General features: G+C 57.4%; 20 protein-coding genes. 10 read left to right on the top strand and 10 right to left on the bottom strand.

Features of this window, described 5'->3' with window-relative positions; all coding sequences use genetic code 11:
* Nucleotides 1-48: 48 nt before the first annotated feature.
* The gene (gene rlmE / locus IT763_RS01910; RefSeq protein ID WP_004933533.1) at nt 49-678 is read right to left on the bottom strand and encodes a 23S rRNA (uridine(2552)-2'-O)-methyltransferase RlmE; all 630 of its coding nucleotides are present in this window, start codon (nt 676-678) and stop codon (nt 49-51) included.
* A 143-nt stretch (nt 679-821) separates the two neighbouring features.
* Between rlmE and yhbY the strand changes: the two genes are divergently transcribed.
* A complete protein-coding gene (gene yhbY / locus IT763_RS01905; protein WP_004933536.1) occupies nt 822-1,115 on the top strand; it encodes a ribosome assembly RNA-binding protein YhbY in 294 nt (97 codons plus the stop codon).
* A 112-nt stretch (nt 1,116-1,227) separates the two neighbouring features.
* Here the strand turns inward: yhbY and greA are convergent, their stop codons facing one another.
* Nucleotides 1,228-1,704: a transcription elongation factor GreA gene (greA, locus tag IT763_RS01900; protein WP_004933539.1), complete on the bottom strand. Its 477-nt coding sequence runs from the start codon at nt 1,702-1,704 to the stop codon at nt 1,228-1,230.
* Nucleotides 1,705-1,960: 256 nt separating this feature from the next.
* Between greA and dacB the strand changes: the two genes are divergently transcribed.
* The 3 genes from dacB to pmrB are packed head-to-tail and all read left to right on the top strand — an operon-like array spanning nt 1,961 to nt 5,123.
* Nucleotides 1,961-3,394, top strand: coding sequence for a serine-type D-Ala-D-Ala carboxypeptidase (gene dacB / locus IT763_RS01895; protein WP_015376410.1), 1,434 nt, complete (start codon nt 1,961-1,963; stop codon nt 3,392-3,394).
* A gap of 8 nt (nt 3,395-3,402) precedes the next feature.
* Entirely contained in the window at nt 3,403-4,065 is a 663-nt protein-coding gene (gene pmrA, locus IT763_RS01890) for a two-component system response regulator PmrA (protein ID WP_004933545.1), read from the top strand.
* Nucleotides 4,062-5,123 carry a two-component system sensor histidine kinase PmrB gene (gene pmrB, locus IT763_RS01885; protein ID WP_206195108.1) on the top strand — a complete coding sequence of 354 codons (1,062 nt, stop codon included), beginning with the start codon at nt 4,062-4,064 and terminating at the stop codon, nt 5,121-5,123. Before pmrA ends, pmrB begins: the two co-directional genes overlap by 4 nt.
* Before the next feature lie 36 nt (nt 5,124-5,159).
* Here pmrB and cgtA read toward each other — a convergent pair whose 3' ends face one another.
* The 4 genes from cgtA to rplU all read right to left on the bottom strand — a co-directional run bounded on the left by cgtA (nt 5,160) and on the right by rplU (nt 8,012).
* A complete protein-coding gene (cgtA, locus tag IT763_RS01880) occupies nt 5,160-6,332 on the bottom strand; it encodes an Obg family GTPase CgtA (protein ID WP_004933553.1) in 1,173 nt (390 codons plus the stop codon).
* Between the two features lie 16 nt (nt 6,333-6,348).
* Nucleotides 6,349-7,320 (bottom strand): DMT family transporter, encoded by a 972-nt coding sequence (locus IT763_RS01875; protein WP_021504260.1) that lies wholly within the window; start codon nt 7,318-7,320, stop codon nt 6,349-6,351.
* A 105-nt stretch (nt 7,321-7,425) separates the two neighbouring features.
* Nucleotides 7,426-7,683: a 50S ribosomal protein L27 gene (gene rpmA, locus IT763_RS01870; protein WP_004933559.1), complete on the bottom strand. Its 258-nt coding sequence runs from the start codon at nt 7,681-7,683 to the stop codon at nt 7,426-7,428.
* Between the two features lie 17 nt (nt 7,684-7,700).
* Entirely contained in the window at nt 7,701-8,012 is a 312-nt protein-coding gene (rplU, locus tag IT763_RS01865) for a 50S ribosomal protein L21 (protein WP_004933561.1), read from the bottom strand.
* A 271-nt stretch (nt 8,013-8,283) separates the two neighbouring features.
* Between rplU and ispB the strand changes: the two genes are divergently transcribed.
* Nucleotides 8,284-9,255 carry an octaprenyl diphosphate synthase gene (gene ispB / locus IT763_RS01860; RefSeq protein WP_016929331.1) on the top strand — a complete coding sequence of 324 codons (972 nt, stop codon included), beginning with the start codon at nt 8,284-8,286 and terminating at the stop codon, nt 9,253-9,255.
* A 50-nt stretch (nt 9,256-9,305) separates the two neighbouring features.
* On the opposite strand, the gene IT763_RS01855 is transcribed toward ispB, so the two are convergent.
* Nucleotides 9,306-9,662: a DNA-binding protein gene (locus IT763_RS01855; RefSeq protein ID WP_028127572.1), complete on the bottom strand. Its 357-nt coding sequence runs from the start codon at nt 9,660-9,662 to the stop codon at nt 9,306-9,308.
* 182 nt (nt 9,663-9,844) lie between these two features.
* Here IT763_RS01855 and IT763_RS01850 point away from each other — a divergent pair, with 182 nt between their 5' ends.
* Nucleotides 9,845-10,105 carry a helix-turn-helix transcriptional regulator gene (locus IT763_RS01850; RefSeq protein ID WP_016929333.1) on the top strand — a complete coding sequence of 87 codons (261 nt, stop codon included), beginning with the start codon at nt 9,845-9,847 and terminating at the stop codon, nt 10,103-10,105.
* A gap of 66 nt (nt 10,106-10,171) precedes the next feature.
* On the opposite strand, the gene mdh is transcribed toward IT763_RS01850, so the two are convergent.
* Nucleotides 10,172-11,110 (bottom strand): malate dehydrogenase, encoded by a 939-nt coding sequence (mdh, locus tag IT763_RS01845; protein WP_028127571.1) that lies wholly within the window; start codon nt 11,108-11,110, stop codon nt 10,172-10,174.
* Nucleotides 11,111-11,574: 464 nt separating this feature from the next.
* Between mdh and argR the strand changes: the two genes are divergently transcribed.
* The 3 genes from argR (at nt 11,575) to yhcN (IT763_RS01830) (ending at nt 13,096) form a co-directional block, all read left to right on the top strand.
* Nucleotides 11,575-12,045 carry a transcriptional regulator ArgR gene (gene argR, locus IT763_RS01840; protein WP_016929335.1) on the top strand — a complete coding sequence of 157 codons (471 nt, stop codon included), beginning with the start codon at nt 11,575-11,577 and terminating at the stop codon, nt 12,043-12,045.
* Nucleotides 12,046-12,448: 403 nt separating this feature from the next.
* Nucleotides 12,449-12,712: a peroxide/acid stress response protein YhcN gene (gene yhcN, locus IT763_RS01835; RefSeq protein WP_004933574.1), complete on the top strand. Its 264-nt coding sequence runs from the start codon at nt 12,449-12,451 to the stop codon at nt 12,710-12,712.
* A 120-nt stretch (nt 12,713-12,832) separates the two neighbouring features.
* Complete coding sequence (gene yhcN / locus IT763_RS01830; RefSeq protein ID WP_025305042.1) at nt 12,833-13,096, top strand: peroxide/acid stress response protein YhcN; 264 nt, start codon at nt 12,833-12,835, stop codon at nt 13,094-13,096.
* A 197-nt stretch (nt 13,097-13,293) separates the two neighbouring features.
* Here the strand turns inward: yhcN (IT763_RS01830) and mpl are convergent, their stop codons facing one another.
* The gene (mpl, locus tag IT763_RS01825) at nt 13,294-14,673 is read right to left on the bottom strand and encodes a UDP-N-acetylmuramate:L-alanyl-gamma-D-glutamyl-meso-diaminopimelate ligase (RefSeq protein WP_016929338.1); all 1,380 of its coding nucleotides are present in this window, start codon (nt 14,671-14,673) and stop codon (nt 13,294-13,296) included.
* A 169-nt stretch (nt 14,674-14,842) separates the two neighbouring features.
* Between mpl and fbp the strand changes: the two genes are divergently transcribed.
* Nucleotides 14,843-15,847, top strand: a complete 1,005-nt coding sequence (fbp, locus tag IT763_RS01820; protein ID WP_004933587.1) for a class 1 fructose-bisphosphatase — start codon at nt 14,843-14,845, stop codon at nt 15,845-15,847.
* Nucleotides 15,848-15,892: 45 nt separating this feature from the next.
* Here fbp and IT763_RS01815 read toward each other — a convergent pair whose 3' ends face one another.
* Entirely contained in the window at nt 15,893-17,446 is a 1,554-nt protein-coding gene (locus IT763_RS01815; RefSeq protein WP_016929339.1) for a methyl-accepting chemotaxis protein, read from the bottom strand.
* Nucleotides 17,447-17,580 lie beyond the last annotated feature (134 nt).

The following is a 17,580-nucleotide window of genomic DNA, read 5'->3' as shown; positions in this document are numbered from 1 at the left end:
AGGGATTAACCGCATCTTACAACTGTGTTAACAAACAGCGTTAGGGTACTACAGTTTGCGCCCTGTCGCTACAATGTACACTTCGCGCGAACGGGCGCGGGAAGCGTCTGGCTTACGAATCTTAACCTTCGTAAACAGGGAGCGAATTTCCCGTAGGTACTCGTCAAAGCCATCTCCCTGGAACACCTTCACCAGGAAACTTCCGCCTGGTGCGAGGACATCACGACACATATCCAGCGCCAACTCCACCAGATACATCGACCTTGGAATATCGACCGCCGGGGTGCCACTCATATTCGGGGCCATATCGGACATGACCACCTGAACCTTACTCTCGCCTACTCGTTCCAACAGTGCCTTCAGCACCAGTTCATCACGGAAATCGCCCTGAAGGAAATCGACGCCAACGATAGGATCCATTGGCAAAATATCACAGGCGATGATGCGCCCGGTACCGCCGATTTGGGTGACCACATACTGCGACCAGCCGCCCGGTGCGGCGCCCAGGTCAACCACGGTCATGCCCGGTTTGAACAGTTTGTCGCTCTGCTGTATTTCATCAAGTTTAAACCAGGCACGGGAACGCAGTCCCTTTTTCTGCGCCTGCTGTACATATTTATCGCTAAAGTGTTCTTGTAACCAGCGACTGGAGCTAGCCGAACGCTTTTTATTAGCCATCTCGTTTTCCAACTATCATAAAAAGAGTCTTATGTCAGGGTCGCTGCTCACGTAGACTCACACCGGTGAAGACCGATTTGGTGATATACATGAGATGGCGGTAGAATGTACCGTTTTCAATCCCAACTTAAGCAAAAAAGACAATGAATCTGAATAATAAACAAAAACAGCACCTGAAAGGCCTGGCGCATCCGTTAAAACCGGTGGTGATGCTGGGCAATAACGGTCTTACCGAAGGGGTGCTGGCTGAAATTGAACAGGCTCTGGAGCATCATGAGCTGATCAAGGTAAAAATCGCCGCTGAAGATCGCGAAACCAAGACCCTGATCGCCGACGCTATCGTGCGTGAAACGGGCGCCTGCAATGTGCAAGTTATCGGCAGTACACTTATTCTTTACCGCCCGTCGAAAGAGCGCAAGATCAGTCTACCGCGTTAATAACCATCAGGTTAACGAAAAGGTGCCATGCGCCTGACCAAGATAAAAGGCCGCTTGCGGCCTTTTTCCTATCTTTACAAAACGTTGGCGTATTAATGACCAACGGTCCCGATCAGAGATACTCGACCTTCAGGATCTCGTATTCCACGTCGCCGCCAGGGGTTTTGATCACCACCACATCGTCTTGCTCTTTGCCGATCAGGCCGCGCGCCATCGGCGAGTTTACCGAAATCAGATTTTTCTTGAAATCGGCCTCATCGTCGCCAACGATGCGGTAAGTCACTTCTTCTTCGCTGTCCAGATTCATCACCGATACGGTGGCGCCGAAGATCACCCGACCGGTGTTCGGCATCTTGGTGATATCGATCACCTGCGCATTGGACAGCTTGGCTTCGATCTCCTGAATGCGGCCTTCGCAGAAACCCTGCTGTTCGCGGGCGGCATGGTACTCGGCATTTTCTTTCAAGTCGCCGTGTTCACGCGCTTCAGCGATATCCGCAATGATTTTCGGGCGGCGCACGCTTTTCAGATATTCGAGCTCTTCGCGCAGTTTTTCAGCGCCAAACAAGGTCATCGGAATTTGGTTCATCGTATAAATACCTCTAAATCTTTCCTGTTCAAATAACCGTCATCCTGACGTATTCGTATGAAAACACGGTTGGCATTCCGCCCCCCGCCTCCAGGCGACAAACAAAAGAAACCTGACTCGGAACGGGGCCCAAGCCAAGATCGGTTTTGCATTTTGATACGCATTTTAGCCTAGAGTTCCTTGAGGGTCATCGTTTACTTTTTCCCTGATTGCACCGTAGTATGACGGCACGTTATCCAGCTGTTATCCCGAGATTATGCGTTTTTCACGAATTGTCAGTGCATTGGCTTGCGCATTTGTTCTGAATGCGAATGCGGCCCCGGTTGAAGAGTACACACAATATCTGCCTGATGGGGCCAACCTTGCCCTGGTCGTTCAGAAGATCGGTGCCGGTGCGCCGACGATCGATTATCACTCTCAGCAGATGGCGCTGCCGGCCAGTACCCAAAAAGTGCTGACGGCGCTGGCGGCATTGCTGCAACTCGGGCCCGATTACCGTTTCACCACCACGCTGGAGAGCCAGGGCGATATCCGCGACGGCGTGCTGCGCGGCAACCTGATCGCCCGCTTCAGCGGCGATCCGACCTTCAAACGTCAGAGCCTGCGCAATATGGTGGCCGTCCTGAAGAAGCAGGGCGTGCGCCAAATCAGCGGCGACGTGCTGGTCGATACCTCGGTCTTCGCCAGCCATGACAAGGCGCCTGGTTGGCCGTGGAACGATCTGACGCAGTGCTTCAGCGCGCCGCCGGCCGCCGCCATCGTCGATCGCAACTGTTTCTCGGTCTCGCTGTACAGCGCGCCGAACCCGGGCGACATGGCGTTTATCCGCGTCGCCTCCTATTATCCGGTCAATATGTTTAGCCAGGTGCGCACCCTGGCGCGCGGATCCGCAGACGCGCAATACTGCGAACTGGACGTGGTGCCGGGCGAGCTGAACCGCTTTACCCTGACCGGCTGCCTGACGCAGCGCAGCGAACCGCTGCCGTTGGCCTTCGCCATCCAGGACGGTGCCAGCTATGCGGGCGCCATCCTGAAAGACGAGCTGAAGCAGGCCGACATCCAGATCGACGGGCATTTGAAACGCCAGACGCGCCCCGGCATCACCGGCACGGTGATCGCACAAACCCAGTCGGCGCCGCTGCACGATCTGTTGAAAATCATGCTGAAGAAATCGGACAACATGATCGCCGATACCGTCTTCCGCACCATCGGCCACGAACGCTTCGGCGTGCCGGGCACCTGGCGAGCCGGTTCCGATGCGGTACGGCAGGTGCTGCGCCAGAAGGCCGGCATCGATCTGGGCAACACCATCATCGCCGACGGTTCCGGCCTGTCGCGCCACAACCTGCTGGCCCCGGCGACCATGATGCAGGCGCTGCAGTACATCGCGCAGCACGACAACGAGCTGAACTTTATCTCGATGCTGCCGCTGTCCGGCTATGACGGCACCCTGCGCTACCGCGGCGGCCTGCATGAGGCCGGCGTAGACGGCAAGGTGTCGGCCAAGACCGGCGCGCTGCAGGGCGTCTACAACCTGGCGGGTTTCATCACTACCGCCAGCGGCCAGCGCATGGCCTTCGTGCAGTATCTCTCCGGCTACGCCGTGCCACCGGAAGATCAGAAACAGCGCCGTGCGCCGCTGGTGCGTTTCGAAAGCCGCCTGTATCGGGATATTTACCAAAACAACTGAGGATCGCCATGAAGCTGCTGGTCGTTGAAGATGATGAACTGCTGCAACAAGGGCTGGCGCTGGCGCTGACCGGTGAAGGCTACGTGTGCGACTGCGCCGCCACAGCGGCGGAGGCCAGCAGCCTGCTCATCACCAGCCAATACAGCATGGTGATCCTGGATCTCGGCCTGCCGGACATGGACGGCGCAGCGCTGCTGCGGCAGTGGCGCCGCCAGCAGATCGATCTGCCGGTGCTGATCCTGACCGCCCGCGACGCCCTGGAAGACCGCGTCGATGGGCTGGACGCCGGCGCCGACGACTACCTGGTCAAACCCTTCGCGCTGGTTGAGCTACAGGCGCGCGTGCGCGCTCTCCTGCGGCGCTACCAGGGCCACAGCGACAATCTGATGCAGGTGGATGACCTGCAGTTGAATCTCTCCAGCCAGCAGGTCTATCTGCAACAGCAGCCGGTGGAGGTCACGCCGAAAGAGTTCGCCATTCTGGCGCGCCTGATCATGCGTGCCGGGCAGACGGTCAACCGCGAACTCCTGCAGCAGGATCTCTACACCTGGCAAGATGATTTAGGTTCCAACACCCTGGAAGTGCATATCCACAACCTGCGCCGCAAACTGGGCAAGGATCGCATCCGCACCGTGCGCGGCATCGGCTACCGCCTGGAACCCTCGTCATGATCAGCATGCGCCGCCGCCTGCTGCTGATGCTGGCGCTGATCCTGCTGGTCACGCAACTCATCAGCGCCTTCTGGCTGTGGCACGAAAGCCAGGAGCAGATCAGCTTCCTGGTGGACGAAACCCTGTCCGCCAAAGTGCGTACCGAACGCGTCGATACCGAGATCGCCGAGGCCATCGCGTCGCTGTTGGCGCCTTCGCTGATCATGATGATCGTCACGCTGTTGGCGTCGTTTTGGGCCATCAGTTGGATCATCCGCCCACTCAACCAACTGCAGCAACGGCTGGAAAAACGCTCTGCCGATAACCTGACGCCGCTGCCAATCACCAGCGACAGTCAGGAAATGGTGGCGGTCACCAATGCACTCAATCAGCTGTTTTCACGGCTGGATAACACCATTCAACAGGAACGCCTGTTCACTGCCGACGCCGCCCACGAGCTGCGCACGCCGCTGGCCGGCATCCGCCTGCAGCTGGAACTGATGGAAAAGCAGGGCGTCAAGGGCAGCCAGGCGCTGATCGCCCGCATCGATCAGCTGATGCACACCGTCGAGCAGTTGCTGATGCTGTCGCGCGCCGGGCAAGACTTCGCCAGCGGCCATTATCAGCATTTCGATTGGGTGGCTGATGTGATCCAGCCGCTGCGTGAAGAGCTCGACGAAATGGCCGCCCAACGCGAGCAGACGCTGGGCTGGCAATTGCCGGCTGCTGCCACCGTGCACGGCGATCCGGTGCTGCTGCGGCTGCTGCTGCGCAACCTGGTCGAAAACGCCCACCGTTACGGCCCGGAAGGCGGCGCGATACAGGTGCGGTTAACGCCGCAAGACAACGGCTATCTGCTGCAGGTCATCGACGATGGCCCGGGAATCAAGGAAGAGATGGTCGGGGAACTGACGCAGGCGTTTCGCCGCATGGATCAACGCTACGGCGGCAGCGGACTGGGCCTGAATATCGTAATCCGCATCGCGCAACTGCACCAGGGGCGTTTGACGCTGGAAAACCGCCGCGATGCGCGCGGCCTGAATGCCCAGTGCTGGCTGCCGGAAAAGGCGCTCAAATAATAAGGGCCCAGCGTTGCTGAGCCCTTTATCACCGAATTACTTCTGGTAAATGATTTCGACGCCTTCGTCGTCGTCTTCGTCCCAGTCGTCATCCCAGTCATCTTCCGCTTCGGCTTCCACTTCCGCGATTTGCTCGCGGTGGTAGTCATCCCACATGAATTCGACTTTTTCCGGTGCGCTTTCTTCGATCGCCATCGCTTTCGGCTGGGTGTTGATGAAGTTCATCACGTCCCAGCACAGCGCATTGACGCCTTCGCGGTTGGCGGCGGAGATCATGTAGTACTTCCCTTCCCAGCCCATGCCTTCCACAATCGCCTTGGCGCGTTCGGCGGCTTCTTCCTCACCAATCACATCAATTTTGTTGAACACCAGCCAGCGCGGCTTCTGCGCCAGATTTTCGCTGTATTGGTTCAACTCGTTGATAATGACTTTGGCGTTTTCCACCGGATCGGATTCGTCGATCGGCGCGATGTCCACCAGGTGCAGCAGCACGCGGCAACGCTCCAGGTGTTTCAGGAAACGAATACCCAGACCGGCGCCTTCCGAAGCGCCCTCGATCAGCCCCGGAATGTCGGCGACCACAAAGCTCTGCTCGTGGTCCATGCGCACCACGCCCAGGCTCGGCACCAGCGTGGTGAACGGATAATCGGCCACCTTCGGCTTGGCGGCGGACACCGCGCGGATGAAGGTCGATTTGCCGGCGTTCGGCAGCCCCAGCATGCCCACATCGGCCAGCAGCAACAGCTCCAGCAACAGGTCACGCGCTTCGCCGGCGGTACCCAGCGTCTTCTGACGCGGCGCTCGGTTGACCGAAGATTTGAAACGGGTGTTGCCCAGACCGTGCCAGCCGCCTTTGGCGACCATCAGCTTCTGCTCGTGGCGGGTCATGTCGCCGAGGATCTCGCCGGTGCCCTGATCCTTCACGCGCGTGCCGACCGGCACCTTAATGATGACGTCTTTACCGCGTTTGCCGGTACAATCGCGGCTCTGGCCGTTCTGGCCACGCTCGGCGCGGAAAGACTTCTCAAAGCGGTAGTCGATCAGGGTGTTAAGGTTCTCGTCCGCCAGCAGGTAGACGTCGCCGCCGTCGCCGCCGTCACCGCCGTCAGGCCCACCGTTCGGGATATATTTTTCGCGGCGGAAGCTGACGCACCCGTTGCCGCCGTCGCCTGCAACGACCAGAATCGCTGCTTCATCTACAAACTTCATTTACCGTCTCCGTAAATCATTCACCGGGCTGCTTCAAAGGAGCAACCAGGGGGGGGTCTGCCCGTCGCGGCCACCACCGGTGACCAATTGCGGAAAACATGGCGCCCGCCACAACCACAAACGCACCGACATAGCCGACGATGTTCAGCGTCGGCATGGCGAATGCCTGGGGCCAAGCCAGCGCCAATAAATCTGAAAACAGCAGGGTAAACAGCGGGGTCAGCGTAACCAACGCGCTCACCTGCGCCGCCTGCCAGCGCGCCATCGCTTCCGCCAGCGCGCCATAGCCGATCAGCGTGTTGGCGCCGCAAAACAGCAGGCACGCCAATTGCCAGCCGCTAAGCTGGAAAATCACCTCGGGTTTGGCCAGAGGGAACAACGCAATCGCACATAAAGTGTACAACATAACCAGGATCTGCGGCGAAGCCAGCCGGCGCAGCAACACCTTCTGCGCCACGCCATAGCTCACCCAGACCATCGCCGCACACACACCCAGCATGACGCCCAGCGTGTAGTCCGTCAGCCGGGTGAAGATCTCTATCAGACTGACGTTGAAAAACAGCATCAGCCCGCAAATCAGCATCAGGGCGCCAATGACCTGGGTGATGCGCATGCGTTCTTTTAAAATCAGCACGCTGGCGAACATCATACCGACTGGCGACAGCTGGCCAATCACCTGCGACGCCGTCGGGCTCAGGTATTGCAGCGAGGAGCTGAAGAACACAAAGTTGCCCAGCAGCCCCGCCGTCGCGATCGCCAACAGCAGCAGCCAACGCGGCTGGCGGAACATCGTCAGCGGCGGCAGCTTGCCGCGCACCGCAAGAATCACGCCCAAACCGATGGCGGCCATGGTAAAGCGATACCAGACAACGGTAAACGGCTCCATCACCACCAACACTTCTTTCATCGCGATCGGCAACGCGCCCCAGCAAACCGCCGTGGTTAACGCCAGAGAGATGCCCACGCCGACCTGCTGCTTCGTATCCATATCACCTTCGCCAACGCTGACGGGCCAACCCTCAGGCAACCCATAAATGTAAAAAGCCCCGCAACGAATTGCGGGGCTTACATCTATTTCGTAAGGCTCGAAAAATTATTCAGCTTCGATGCTGATGAATTTACGATTGCTCGGGCCTTTAACTTCGAATTTGACTTTACCGTCTTTCAAAGCAAACAGAGTGTGGTCTTTGCCGCAACCCACGTTGGTACCAGCGTGGAATTTGGTGCCGCGCTGACGAACGATGATGCTGCCTGCCAGTACTGCTTCGCCGCCAAAGCGTTTTACGCCCAGACGTTTAGCTTCTGAATCGCGACCGTTACGAGTCGAGCCGCCAGCCTTTTTGTGTGCCATTAATCCGCTCTCCTAACTTAAGCGCTGATGCCGGTGATTTTAACGTCAGTGAACCACTGACGGTGGCCCTGCTGCTTACGGTGGTGTTTACGACGACGAAACTTAACGATTTTAATTTTCTCGCCACGACCGTGAGCAACGACTTCAGCTTTGATCTTGCCGCCATCGACGAAAGGAACGCCGATTTTGATATCTTCGCCATTAGCGATCATCAGAATCTGGTCAAACTCAACCGCTTCACCAGTTGCGATGTCCAGCTTTTCCAAGCGAACGGTCTGACCTTCGCTTACTCGGTGTTGTTTACCACCACTTTGGAAAACCGCGTACATATAAAACTCCGCTTTCCGCGTGCCCGACTGTGTTAGTTCAGAGCGCGCTATAAATATTCACAATAGGGCGCGAATTCTACGCAAAAAAGCGGCGCATGACAAGAGCAGAATAAGACCAGAAGGAGAAAAAAGAAGAAAAAAAGCGCAGTTTCTTTCGTGGCGTTTATCTGAACCGTTTTTCAAGTACAATCATAGGGACAGTTACCGCCATGTACCGATGTGAGCAGCGATCTCAACGCGGTGAAGAGAAACACAGCTGAAAAAAAACACAATGAACCTAGAGCAAATTACCGAGTTAACCGCGCAAGATATGGCGGCCGTGAACGCAACAATTCTCGAACAGCTGAATTCCGATGTCACGCTCATCAATCAGCTTGGCTATTACATTATCAGTGGTGGCGGTAAGCGCATCCGGCCGATGATCGCCGTCCTGGCGGCGCGGGCGTTGGGCTACGAAGGCAACAAGCACGTCACCGTCGCCGCCCTGATCGAATTCATTCATACCGCCACGCTGCTGCATGACGACGTCGTCGACGAATCGGACATGCGCCGCGGCAAAGCCACCGCCAACGCGGCGTTCGGCAACGCCGCCAGCGTGCTGGTCGGCGACTTTATCTATACCCGCGCCTTCCAGATGATGACCAGCCTGGAATCCCTGCGCGTGCTGGCGCTGATGTCGGAGGCGGTCAACGTCATCGCCGAAGGTGAAGTGCTGCAGTTGATGAACGTGCACGATCCCGACATCAGCGAAGAAAGTTATATGCGGGTGATCTACAGCAAAACCGCCCGTCTGTTTGAAGCGGCGGCGCAATCGTCGGCGATCCTGTCCGGCGCCAGCGCTGAGCAAGAACAGGCGCTGCAAGATTATGGCCGCTACCTCGGCACCGCTTTCCAGCTGATCGACGATCTGCTCGACTACAGCGCCGACGGCAGCACCCTGGGCAAAAACACCGGCGACGATCTGAACGAAGGGAAACCGACCCTGCCGCTGCTGCACGCGATGCACAACGGCGACGACGCCCAGCGTGACATGATCCGCGGCGCGATTGAGCAAGGCAACGGCCGTCACCTGTTGGAGCCGGTGCTGCAGGCGATGCAGCAATGCGGTTCGCTGGAATACACCCGCAAACGCGCCGAGGAAGAAGCCGACAAGGCGATCGCCGCGCTGCAGGTATTGCCGGCATCAGAGCACCGAACAGCGCTGGAAGGCCTGGCCCATTTGGCGGTACAACGCGACTTTTAAGAAATCGCGATTTCTCAATGTGTTCATCAGGCCCGCCCACGCGGGCCTGCTTAGGTATTGCTCTCTTCGTCGATACGCGCCAGCAGGCCGCCGATCCCTTCCCGCATCAGGAAAGCCACCATTCTCTCGCGCTCGCTCTCCGTCAAATGGTAGTAATACTCGATCCAGACCGCCAACGGATCCTGGCGTTCTACGTCATATGCCGCCCCGTCTTCCTTCAGCGCCAGCAGGTTACGCACGCCTGGAGGCAGGCTGTCGATATGGTACTCCAACGCTTTTCCCTGCACGCCTTTACGCCTGCGGCTGATCCAGCCTTCGCGTCGGGCCATCAGATTGATTCCCTGTGGTGAGGAGGGTAATCCTGCGATGCCTGTCAGTTCCTTGGCGGCAAACCACTCGTTTTTCATAGCCATCATCTCTGGGCAATAGTGGGCAATGTCGTTTTTTGGAAATTACCTGGGTATTTTTTTAGGAAATTTAATGGTATTCTTATTTCCGAATAAGCGTTTCACGTTGTTCAAACGCTTAACCATGACCCGTTAGTTATACCACTAACGCAACTTTGGCTAATCAGAAAAGGAATGTAAACATGAATTCAAGGAACCCAGATTGGCATCCGGCAGATATCATCGCGGCGCTACGCAAGCAGGGCACCACGCTGGCGGCAGTGTCGCGCAAGGCCGGATTAAGCTCATCGACGCTGGCCAATGCGCTGTCGCGCCCGTGGCCGAAGGGGGAATGGCTGATCGCCGAAGCGATAGGCATCCACCCTTCGGAGATCTGGCCAAGCCGCTATTACGATCCGCACAACGATTGCCTGCTGGATCGCAAAGCACGTATCAAATCGTGAACGCGGAGCAAAAAAAACCGCCGGAACAGCGTCCGGCGGCGTTTATCGGCTGACTATCGGTGTCGATCAGTTATTGATGAACTTCTCGCCCAGTTCGATATCTTTATGCAGCACGTCCAGCATCTCGTTCAGCGCTTTCTGCTCGAAGGCGCTCAGGGTGCCGATATCTTTGCGTTCTTCAACGCCGTTTTTGCCCAGCACCAGCGGCTGCGCGAAGAAGCGAGCGTATTTGCCGTCGCCTTCAACGTAAGCGCATTCCACAACGCCTTTCTCGCCCTGCAGCGCACGCACCAGAGACAGACCGAAACGGGCGGCCGCCTGCCCCATGGACAGCGTTGCAGATCCGCCGCCGGCTTTGGCTTCCACCACTTCGGTACCGGCATTCTGAATGCGTTTGGTCAGATCCGCCACTTCCTGCTCGGTGAAGCTCACGCCAGGGATCTGCGACAGCAGAGGCAGGATGGTCACGCCAGAGTGGCCGCCGATCACCGGCACGTTCAATTCTTCCGGCTGCTTGCCTTTCAGCTCGGCCACGAAGGTGTTGGAACGGATGATATCCAGCGAAGTCACGCCGAACAGTTTGTTCTTGTCGTAAACGCCGGCTTTTTTCAGCACTTCCGCCGCGATGGCGACCGTGGTGTTAACCGGGTTGGTGATGATGCCGATGCAGGCTTTCGGGCAGGTTTTCGCCACTTGCTCAATCAGATTACGCACGATGCCGGCGTTAACGTTGAACAGGTCAGAGCGATCCATGCCAGGCTTACGGGCCACGCCGGCGGAAATCAGCACCACGTCCGCGCCGTGCAGAGCCGGAGTCGCGTCTTCGCCGCTGAAGCCTTTGATTTTAACTGCGGTTGGGATGTGGCTTAAGTCGACGGCAACGCCTGGGGTAACGGGGGCAATGTCGTAGAGAGAGAGTTCAGAACCTGAAGGAAGCTGGGTTTTGAGTAGAAGGGCGAGGGCCTGGCCGATACCGCCAGCAGCACCGAGAACTGCAACTTTCATCCTATACTCCTTTATTATCTTAAATATATAAAGCGCCGTGAATGTGTTGGTTACGGACCTTAAGTTATTACACCTTTCAAAACAATAAATTAGCCAATTCTTGCCTGCAGGTGTAATAAAACGGCCGCTGTCGCGCCCATTTTAGATTAAATCGCTTACGCATGAAGGGCATAGCGCACACTAATCAAAAATAGTGCGAGGTTATTCACGAGCAAGTTAACCGGCCGTTACATTACACCCTTACGCAACATCAGAACAACATCATTTTAATAACATTTTATTTACCACTGCAGGCCGATTTTCCGTCGTCAAAAGGGCATATTCATCGCGGCCGGATTTTGTTAAAATGCCGCCCTTTCCTCGCCGTCCGGTCATTTTTATTTTCTTTGGGGCGGCCTTTGTTGCATAAAAATTCATCTATATGCATAATCATGACTTCCACTATCAACATTCCACGGTGCAAAATGCGTAATCCCGCAAAACAGGAAGATCTGATCAAGACGTTCAAAGCGTTATTGAAAGAAGAAAAATTCAGTTCTCAAGGCGAGATCGTTTTGGCGCTGCAAGAAGAAGGCTTCGAAAACATTAACCAATCCAAAGTATCGCGCATGCTGACCAAGTTCGGCGCGGTACGTACGCGCAATGCCAAAATGGAAATGGTGTATTGCCTTCCTGCCGAACTCGGCGTGCCGACCACCACCAGCCCGTTGAAGAATCTGGTGCTCGACGTCGACCATAACGATGCCGTCGTGGTGATCCACACCAGCCCGGGCGCCGCGCAGCTGATCGCCCGCCTGCTCGACTCACTGGGTAAATCCCAGGGTATCCTCGGCACAATTGCCGGCGACGACACGATTTTCGTCACCCCGTCCAGCGGCTTTACCGCTCAGAAGCTGCATGAAGCGATCCTGGGCGTGTTCGAGCAAGAGCTGTGAAACCTGGCGCTAACAAAGTGCGGCTGTAAACCGCATTTTGTTAGCGCTTCTTTAACCCTCGCGTTACCTTCCCAGCCTTCAACCGCGTTTAACACTGCTTTTTTATCCCGTAACAACACATTTCCATGACATATCCATGTAACCAGCAGTACCCACTGTGATCTTCCGCACTTTTGGTCAAAATCACTTACCTTATTGAAATTACATAAATTTAACATCAAAAGATCGTTTTATGAGCGTTTTTTATTCCTTACGGTTATAAAAAATAAGGATCATGAGGTTAAAGTTTCACTAGCAACTGTTAGCTAACTATTAATTTTTCGCGTTACTAGCTGTATACTCATTTTCGTGAACTGAATCACAGTTCGTTGGAACTGATAAAAGAATACGATGAGGTGAGATGATGAAAATTAAAGCTACCGTTGCAACCCTGAGCGTTCTGTCCATGCTTTCCTTTGGTGCATTCGCAGCACAATCTGTTGATGCAACCCAGGCCGCAAAACTGCAGCCCGCCGGTGTGATCACCGTGAGCGGCGTCGCCGCGGCGCCTTCCGACATTCGCCAGGCGCTGTCCGACAAAGCTGACGCCAAAGGGGCGACCGCTTACCGCGTAATCGAAGCGCGCAACGACGGCAACTTCCACGCGACCGCTGAAATCTACAAATAAGTAACGGTATTACCCGGCAACGGGCAATACCTCTCTGGAATCAAACGCTGTCATAACGGCCTTCAAGAATAAAAATCGCTGCCAAGCCCTTCCAGGCTGTTATGAACAAGGATCGCTATCATGAACATGAAAACTACTCTTGCTGCACTCGGTTTGCTGTCCGTCATCTCCTTCGGCGCATCTGCCGCCCAGTTGGTGACTAACGATCAGACCGCCAATCTGCAATCTATCGGCACCATTACCGTCAGCGGTATCGACGGCGCACCGACCGATATTCGCCAGGCGTTGTCGGAGAAAGCCGACGCGAAAGGCGCGACCGCCTACCGCGTGATCGAAGCCCGTAACGAAGGCAACTACCACGCCACCGCCGAGATTTACAAATAACAACTCTGGGAACGGCTTTGCAGAGCTGATTACCCTCGTCACTGCCACTGCCGAGTTCTGACGCAAACGCCGATTTCCCAGAGACCCTCTCGTCGTCCTATCCGACGAACCCCGTTGCCCTCGCTCGCGAGGGCTTTTTTATGGGCGTAAAAAAGGCCGCAAATGCGGCCCTTAGATTGGTTTATGCGGCTGAACGATCAGTAGGTCACCTTCGGTTCCTGCTTTTTCGCCAACGCGTCCAGCAAGCGATCGTGAATGCCGCCGAAACCGCCGTTGCTCATCACCAGAATGTGGTCGCCCGGCTGCGCAGTTTTCACCACCATCTCCACCAGCGTATCGAGATCCGCGCTCCAATGCGCCGGCTGCACGCAGGCATCCGCCACTTCCGCGACCTGCCACGGAATGTGGTGCGGCTGGAACAGGAACACTTCGTCGGCGCGGCCGAGCGAAGGCGCCAGATCGTTTTTGCTGATGCCCATTTTCATGGTGTTGGATCGCGGCTCCAGCACCGCCAGAATGCGCGCCGTGCCGCCGACCTTGCCGCGCAGCGCGGCCAGAGTGGCCAGGATCGCCGTCGGGTGGTGCGCGAAATCGTCGTAAACCGTGACGCCGTTGGCTTCGCCACGCAGCTCCAGGCGGCGGCGGGCGTTGATGAAATCGCCCAACGCGCGGCAGGCGTCCGCCGGCTGCACGCCGACGTGACGGGTCGCGGCGATGGCCATCAGGCCGTTATGCATGTTGTGCTCGCCCACCAGCGCCCAGTTCACTTCGCCGACCTGCTCGCCGTCGAGGAACACCGCGTAATGGCTGGCGTCCGGCGTCAGCTTCTGCGCGCGCCAGGCGCCCTCTTCGCCCACCAGCTCCTGTTCGCTCCAGCAGCCCATCGCCATCACCTGCTTCAGGTGGCTGTCGTTGTCCGGCAGGATGATCTTGCCTTTGCCCGGCACCAGGCGCACCAGGTGGTGGAACTGTTTCTGGATGGCTTTCAGATCGTCGAAGATATCGGCGTGGTCGAACTCCAGGTTGTTCATGATCAGCGTGCGCGGGCTGTAGTGCACGAACTTGGAGCGTTTGTCGAAGAACGCGCAGTCATACTCGTCGGCCTCGATCACGAAGAACGGGCTGCCGCCGAGGCGGGCCGAGACGTCGAAGTTGCCCGGCACGCCGCCGATGACGAAGCCGGGCTGGTAGCCGCAGGCTTCGAGGATCCAGGTCGCCATGCCGGCGGTGGTGGTTTTGCCGTGGGTGCCGGCGACCGCCAGTACCCAGCGATCGCGCAACACGGCATCGTGCAGCCACTGCGGGCCGGAAACGTAAGGGATACCGCGCTCCAGCACCGCCTCCACGCACGGGTTACCGCGCGTCATGGCGTTGCCGATGATCACCAGATCCGGCGCCGGATCCAGCTGGGCGGGATCATAACCCTGAATCAGATCGATCCCCTGGTTCTCCAGCAGCGTGCTCATCGGCGGATAGACGTTGGCGTCCGAACCGGTGACGTCATGCCCCAGTGAGCGCGCCAGCATCGCTAGCCCGCCCATAAAGGTGCCACAGATCCCAAGAATGTGAATGCGCATAGGTTTCTCATGTGAGTGCATCGAATGTCGGCATATTCTAACGCTCAGAATCGTCCAGAAGAAATGGATTTGCCTATGAATGGCGCGCATCTTTGGGCTACACTGCTCGCGAAAACGTTGGCGGTTTGTTAACAGGCCGCTATCCATCCGTAGATTCAGGGATTGTGTCATGAAAACGTTAGGCGAATTTATCGTCGAGAAACAGCACGACTTCTCGCACGCCACCGGCGAGCTGACTGCGTTACTTTCTGCCATTAAACTGGGCGCCAAAATCATCCACCGCGACATCAACAAGGCCGGCCTGGTTGATATTCTGGGGACCAGCGGGGTGTCCAACGTACAGGGCGAAGTTCAGATGAAACTGGACCTGTACGCGAACGAAAAACTGAAAGCGGCGTTGAAAGCGCGTGGTGAAGTTGCGGGTATCGCTTCCGAAGAAGAAGATGAAATCGTGATATTCGACGGCGAGCGAGCTGAAAATGCCAAGTATGTCGTATTGATGGATCCGTTGGACGGTTCGTCCAACATCGATGTCAACGTCTCGGTCGGTACGATTTTCTCTATCTATCGTCGCATCACGCCGGTCGGCACGCCGGTGACCGAAGAAGACTTCCTGCAGCCGGGCAGCGCCCAGGTCGCAGCGGGTTACGTGGTTTACGGCTCGTCCACCATGCTGGTGTACACCACCGGTTACGGCGTCCACGCCTTCACGTACGATCCGTCTCTGGGCGTGTTCTGTCTCTCTCACGAGAAAGTGCGCTTCCCGGCGAGCGGCAACATGTATTCCATCAACGAAGGCAACTACATCAAGTTCCCTCTCGGCGTGAAGAAATACATCAAATACTGCCAGGAGCAGGATGAAGCGACGCAGCGCCCTTACACCTCGCGCTACATCGGTTCTCTGGTGGCGGACTTCCACCGCAACCTGCTGAAAGGCGGCATCTACATCTACCCAAGCACCGCCAGCCACCCGCAAGGCAAGCTGCGCCTGCTGTACGAATGCAACCCGATGGCGTTCCTGGCCGAACAGGCCGGCGGCAAGGCCAGCGACGGCAAAAATCGCATTCTGGACATCACGCCGGTGAAACTGCACCAGCGCGCGCCATTCTTCGTCGGCACCAAGTCGATGGTAGAAGACGCAGAACGCTTCATCGCCGAAAACCCGGACGAGTAACGCGTTTCTGGCAAGGGTTCGGCGCCACGCCGAACCCTTATCGCCTTACAGCTTGAACGCCGCCATGCTCTGCGCCAGCAGCTGAGCCTGATCTTCCAGCGAGCGCGTCGCCGCCGCAGACTCCTCCACCAGCGCCGCATTCTGTTGCGCCACCTGATCCATCTGCGCCACCGCCAGGTTCACCTGTTCGATACCGCTGCTTTGTTCGCGCGTCGCCGCCGAGATCTCACGCATCAACGCCGTCACCCGGCCCACTTCACCGGTGATGCCGCTCATGGTCTGCGCCGCCGACTCCACCATCTGCTCGCCTTCCTGCACCCGGTTCTGCGACGCTTCGATCAACCCTTTGATCTCTTTCGCCGACTGGGCGCTGCGCTGCGCCAGATTGCGCACTTCGCCGGCCACCACCGCGAAACCGCGGCCCTGTTCACCGGCGCGCGCCGCTTCCACCGCTGCGTTCAGCGCCAGGATATTGGTCTGGAAGGCGATGCCGTCCATCACGCTGATGATGTCGGCGATGCGGCGCGAGCTGTCGGTGATCGCCTGCATCTTGCTCATGACCTGACTGACCACGTCGCTGCCCTGGTTGGCGATATCGGACACGCTCAGCGCCAGCTGATTGGCCTGCTCGCAGTTCTCGGCGTTCATTTTCACCGTCGAAGTCAGCTGTTCCATGCTGGCGGCGGTCTCTTCCAGCGACGCGGCCGACTCTTCGGTACGCTGCGCCAGATGCAGGTTGCCGGCCGCCAGTTCGCGCGAACCGGTGTCGATCTGGCTGCTGGCGTCACGCACTTTACTGACCGAACTGGCCAACGCCTGCTGCATGCGCTGCATCGCCCGCACCAGGCGGCCCATCTCGGTATCGCCCTCACCACGGATCTCATGGGTCAGATCGCCGCCGGCGATGTGTTCCAACTGCGCGATGGACTCGTCCAACGGGCGCAAAATGATCACGCGCAGCGCGAACCAGGCCAGCACCGCCAGCAGCACGCTGAGCAGGCCCGCCACCACGATCAGCGAGATCTTGGTGCTGGCGTTGTTTTCCGCGTCATACACCTGCTTTTCGCCGAGCTTCATGGCGAAGCTGCGGAAATCGCTGAGATCCTTTTCAAACGCGATGCTCAACGCAGAGATGCGGGTCTCCTGAATATGGTAATACTCATCGATTTTACCGGCCTTGATGGCGGCGGCCATCGGCTTCACGCCCTGCTCGAGGTAGGCGCGATAGCTGTTTTGCAGACGATTGGAGAGTTCACGGCCGCGCTCGGTCACGGTGCCGACGCCGACAAAGCGCGCCATTTCCTTGTTCGACTGCTCGAGGTAGCCGTAAATGCGGCCCACGGTGGCGTCAGCGACATCGATCTGGCCGATCTCCCGTTGGCGCACCGCCAGCGAGGCGGCGGTGCGAGCGCGCAGCGTCAGGTTGGAGCTGTTGGCCAGCGAGCCCAGCTCTTCGCCGAGGATCTGGTTTAAGGTATGGATCGAGCGCGATCCTTCGTTAATCGCGTTGACGCCAATAACGCTGACCATGATCAGCAGCATGGTCATCAGGCTCAGCAGGGCGATCAGCCCAGCCTTCACCGTAATCTTTTTTAGCATGAGTTCTTCCCGGCTTCAGAATAGTGAGATCAGACGTAGTAGGGGTGGCAAAACGCGGAGCCAGCTTTGCTGGCTCATTATTGTTTGTTGAAGTTATCGGCAGGCGGAGACAAAACTTCATGCCGTGGCGGGAT

Origin of the sequence: Serratia sp. CMO1 (assembly GCF_015689115.1) — a bacterium.
Classification (GTDB): Bacteria; Pseudomonadota; Gammaproteobacteria; order Enterobacterales; family Enterobacteriaceae; genus Serratia; species Serratia marcescens.
The sequence above is the reverse complement of the archived record's forward strand: the minus strand, read 5'-3'. Positions and strand labels throughout refer to the sequence as shown.

What these genes read in the sequence shown, in the direction of transcription:
- fbp (WP_004933587.1), top strand. Translation starts at nt 14,843, where the DNA reads ATGAAAACGTTAGGCGAATTTATCGTCGAGAAACAGCACGACTTCTCG.
- rplU (WP_004933561.1), bottom strand. Translation starts at nt 8,012, where the DNA reads ATGTACGCGGTTTTCCAAAGTGGTGGTAAACAACACCGAGTAAGCGAA.
- mpl (WP_016929338.1), bottom strand. Translation starts at nt 14,673, where the DNA reads ATGCGCATTCACATTCTTGGGATCTGTGGCACCTTTATGGGCGGGCTA.
- rpmA (WP_004933559.1), bottom strand. Translation starts at nt 7,683, where the DNA reads ATGGCACACAAAAAGGCTGGCGGCTCGACTCGTAACGGTCGCGATTCA.
- dacB (WP_015376410.1), top strand. Translation starts at nt 1,961, where the DNA reads ATGCGTTTTTCACGAATTGTCAGTGCATTGGCTTGCGCATTTGTTCTG.
- pmrA (WP_004933545.1), top strand. Translation starts at nt 3,403, where the DNA reads ATGAAGCTGCTGGTCGTTGAAGATGATGAACTGCTGCAACAAGGGCTG.
- yhbY (WP_004933536.1), top strand. Translation starts at nt 822, where the DNA reads ATGAATCTGAATAATAAACAAAAACAGCACCTGAAAGGCCTGGCGCAT.
- pmrB (WP_206195108.1), top strand. Translation starts at nt 4,062, where the DNA reads ATGATCAGCATGCGCCGCCGCCTGCTGCTGATGCTGGCGCTGATCCTG.
- IT763_RS01850 (WP_016929333.1), top strand. Translation starts at nt 9,845, where the DNA reads ATGAATTCAAGGAACCCAGATTGGCATCCGGCAGATATCATCGCGGCG.
- IT763_RS01815 (WP_016929339.1), bottom strand. Translation starts at nt 17,446, where the DNA reads ATGCTAAAAAAGATTACGGTGAAGGCTGGGCTGATCGCCCTGCTGAGC.
- IT763_RS01875 (WP_021504260.1), bottom strand. Translation starts at nt 7,320, where the DNA reads ATGGATACGAAGCAGCAGGTCGGCGTGGGCATCTCTCTGGCGTTAACC.
- greA (WP_004933539.1), bottom strand. Translation starts at nt 1,704, where the DNA reads ATGAACCAAATTCCGATGACCTTGTTTGGCGCTGAAAAACTGCGCGAA.
- argR (WP_016929335.1), top strand. Translation starts at nt 11,575, where the DNA reads ATGCGTAATCCCGCAAAACAGGAAGATCTGATCAAGACGTTCAAAGCG.
- cgtA (WP_004933553.1), bottom strand. Translation starts at nt 6,332, where the DNA reads ATGAAGTTTGTAGATGAAGCAGCGATTCTGGTCGTTGCAGGCGACGGC.
- mdh (WP_028127571.1), bottom strand. Translation starts at nt 11,110, where the DNA reads ATGAAAGTTGCAGTTCTCGGTGCTGCTGGCGGTATCGGCCAGGCCCTC.
- yhcN (WP_004933574.1), top strand. Translation starts at nt 12,449, where the DNA reads ATGAAAATTAAAGCTACCGTTGCAACCCTGAGCGTTCTGTCCATGCTT.
- rlmE (WP_004933533.1), bottom strand. Translation starts at nt 678, where the DNA reads ATGGCTAATAAAAAGCGTTCGGCTAGCTCCAGTCGCTGGTTACAAGAA.
- ispB (WP_016929331.1), top strand. Translation starts at nt 8,284, where the DNA reads ATGAACCTAGAGCAAATTACCGAGTTAACCGCGCAAGATATGGCGGCC.
- IT763_RS01855 (WP_028127572.1), bottom strand. Translation starts at nt 9,662, where the DNA reads ATGAAAAACGAGTGGTTTGCCGCCAAGGAACTGACAGGCATCGCAGGA.
- yhcN (WP_025305042.1), top strand. Translation starts at nt 12,833, where the DNA reads ATGAACATGAAAACTACTCTTGCTGCACTCGGTTTGCTGTCCGTCATC.